Raw genomic sequence first — 3063 nt, forward strand, 5'->3', positions numbered from 1 at the left:
CTCTACTCTCTTGTTTGTCTTGGTGGGGGGGGGGGCTTGGGGATCTTGGGATTCCTTTGGATTTGGCAGCGGTGGTCAGCCTACCACCACCAGGGCTTGAGGGGGGTGCCGTCGGGGAAGATCAGGCCGGCAATCCGGGCGCCGCTATGCTTGAGGCCCTCGATCTGGGCGCCTTCTAGGTTGGCTTGCTCCAAATTAGCCCCGCTGAGGTCGGCGCGGCGCAAGTTAGCTCCCTGCAACTGGGCCTGGCGCAGCTCGGCGCCGCGGAGATCGGCCCCCTCTAGGTCGGCATTCTGCAAGTTGGCCCCCCGGAGATCTGTCCGCTGCAAATCGGCCCCCCGCAGATCCGCTTCCTCCAGGTTGGATCCGCGCAGATCCGCCCGCTTGAGGTTGGCTCCCCTTAGACAAATTTGCCGCAGCACCAGCCCCCGCAGGTCAGCTTTGCTGAGGTCTTGGCCGGCCAGATCCTGCCCCTCTCCCCCCCAGTTTTGCAACTGCCAGATGTGGCGCAGCCGCTCCTCCAAGTGGGTGGCGTCTGAAAGCTGAGATCCGCGCAGGCTGGTGCCACTGACTTTTACCCCCCTCAGGTCGGCTCCCCGCAGATCCGCTCCTTCTAGGAGGGCGCCACTGAGCTTGGCCCCTTGCAAATTGGCTTGGCGCAGATCCGCTTGGCGCAGGTGGGCGCCGTTGAAGTTGCAAAGACCCAGGTTGGCCTTTCTCAAATTAGCTTCGTAGAAGTTGGCACCCCCCAGCCGCGCCTCTTGCAGATCCACTCCCTCCAAGTCGGCGTAGGCAAAGTTCCGCTCCCCGCGCCGATAGGCCACGATGACCCCCTGGGCACCCCCCACCGGGCGAAAGGGGCTGTAGGTTCGACAGGCTTCCTCTGCCTCCGGCTGCTCGAGCTGGGAGAGCAGCCGCCAGGCCTCTAGGCGCACCGCCCAGGAGGTGTTGCCAGCAAGTGCTTCGATCAGTTCGGCCAGGCCTGCCGGCCCGTACTGCAGCAGCTGGGGCAAGGTGGCCAGACGCACCGCCTCGTCGCCCTGGGTGAGCCGTCGCCGCGCCCCCTCAAGCCCCCCCAAAACTAAGGCGTGGGCCGGGGCACCGCCGGCTGCGGCTCGTCCTCCCAACACCAGATCCCAAGGGCGGGGCCGGGATCCCTCACCTGTGCCCACCAAGGGTCGGGAGTTGCTGAGCATGAGCGGATGCCAATGGGCCCGGCTACACCCAGCGCCCCACCACTACGCGGATGGTGCCATCCTCTAGATGCTCCTCCGCCTCGATGGCGAAGCCCTGTTGCCGGGCAGAGCGCAGCAAGCTCTTGTGGGCGTAGCGCTGCAAAATCGGCTCCAGAAAGGTCTGGGGATCGATGCCCGCCCCCCACAGATCCACCACAAGCTCATAGTGATCCCCGTTGCGGCGAAAGCCGATGTCGAAGCCGTTCTTTTGCCGGATCACCAGATCGGCGCGGGTGCGGTTCCAGAGGTAGCCGCGCAGGCTGGCGTTCCGCTCCACGGTGTAGCCCAATTCCTTCAGGGTCTCTTCCAGCAGGTCGGCATCCTTGATTTGCACTTGCAAGGTGGTGAAGTGGGACATGGCGGTTCCGATCCTTTGACGGATGGAGACGGGATCCTCACTATAGAAGCGTCTCTGCAGTTGTGGAAGAAATGTGAAGGAGGATTACGTTTCCCGCGGCTCCCGTAACTTCTCTACCCTCACGGCAGCAGGATGGCGTTCTCGTTCTCCGGCTGCAGAGGCTTCCGCTTCTCCTGGGAAGCCGGGATCCCATCTCCCTTGGCCAGGGGCAAGGGGCGGGCCCGGGATCCCTGCCAGGGATCCAGCACATCTCGAATCAGCACCTCCTGGATCCACACCTGCAGGATGGCCGCCAAGGGCACGGCCAAGAATAGGCCCAGCACCCCGAAGAAAAAGGCCGAGGTGATTTGAGCTATCAGCGTCAAGGCGGGCAAAAGCGACACCTGGCGCGACATGACAAGCGGGGTAAAGACGCTGCTTTCAAGCTGCTGGATGAAGATGTACAGCCCTAGCACTGCTAGGGACTTCCAGGGGGCGTCGGTGAGGGCCACCAGCATGGGGGCAACCACGCTCAGGGTGGGGCCGATGTTGGGGATGAAATTAAACAGTCCCGCCAGCACCGCGTTGGCCAGGCTCAGGGGCACACCTAAAATCCAGAGGCCAATGCCGCTTAGCAGCATCACCAAGCTGCTGGTGAACAGGATCCCCACCAGCCACCCTCGCAGCGCCAGCTCGCAGCGCTTGAGGATGTAGCGGACGCGGGGGCGGTAGAAGGCCGGGAAAACCGAGACAAAGGCGCGGCTATAAGCCTGGGGATCCACCAACAACAGGATGGTGAGGATGATCACAAACAACAGATTGAGCAGGGTGGCGAAAAAGGCGGTGAAGGACTCGGAGAAAAAGTCGCGCACCTGGCGCACCAACTCGGTGGCCTGGGGCACCAAGCTATTGGCCAACTCCCGCAGCGTCGGCAGCTCGATATCCGTCGGCAACGAGAGGATGAGGCTCTCGAACAGCCGCTGCGCCTGCACGATCCCGGCGGGCACCCCATCGGTAAACAGCCGCCGCAACTGATCCGCCAAGGGAGGCACCACGATCAGCCCCACCAGAATCGCCCCCACCAGAACCGTCAAACCGGTGATGAGGAGCGAGGGGCCGCGGCGAAAGCCGTAGCGCTGCGGGATCTGGGCTAAGGTATCCAAAGCTACTGCCAAGACGATGGCCGCAAACACCAACAGCAGGATCTGCCGGATCTGCCAGAGCAGAACCAGCAAACCCAGCAATGCTGCCAGCCCCAGCCACTGGGCGAAGGTCACCGCAGCTCGCCTCCTCTCTCGCCCTGTCGTCGCCTATTCTAGATGGGATCCCGAGCATTTCCATGGGGGAGCCCGTATGCGCGATCTGGATCCGCAAGCAATGGCTCTGGCCTTTGATGGCCTCGACTGCGGGACAGAATCCTTTCTTGCCGAGGAAGTCCGCTCCGAAAGACTTATGCAACGCTGAACAAAGCAGAACTTTGCCCAGCATCGC

At 63.0% G+C, this 3063-nt stretch carries 3 protein-coding genes; all 3 read right to left on the bottom strand.

Translation table 11 applies throughout. The features are described from left to right. Positions 1 to 80 precede the first annotated feature (80 nt). Positions 81 to 1196 carry a pentapeptide repeat-containing protein gene (locus NW848_RS14100; RefSeq protein ID WP_414402463.1) on the bottom strand — a complete coding sequence of 372 codons (1116 nt, stop codon included), beginning with the start codon at positions 1194 to 1196 and terminating at the stop codon, positions 81 to 83. A 22-nt stretch (positions 1197 to 1218) separates the two neighbouring features. Next, the gene (locus NW848_RS14105) at positions 1219 to 1593 is read right to left on the bottom strand and encodes a DUF1257 domain-containing protein (RefSeq protein ID WP_011430797.1); all 375 of its coding nucleotides are present in this window, start codon (positions 1591 to 1593) and stop codon (positions 1219 to 1221) included. A 119-nt stretch (positions 1594 to 1712) separates the two neighbouring features. Then, on the bottom strand, positions 1713 to 2849 hold the full coding sequence (locus tag NW848_RS14110) for an AI-2E family transporter (RefSeq protein ID WP_414508289.1): 1137 nt from the start codon (positions 2847 to 2849) through the stop codon (positions 1713 to 1715). Positions 2850 to 3063 lie beyond the last annotated feature (214 nt).

This window comes from Synechococcus sp. RC10A2 (genome assembly GCF_047502605.1).

Coding starts and splice junctions, on each gene's coding strand:
- NW848_RS14105 (WP_011430797.1), bottom strand. CDS start 1,593: ATGTCCCACTTCACCACCTTGCAAGTGCAAATCAAGGATGCCGACCTG.
- NW848_RS14100 (WP_414402463.1), bottom strand. CDS start 1,196: ATGCTCAGCAACTCCCGACCCTTGGTGGGCACAGGTGAGGGATCCCGG.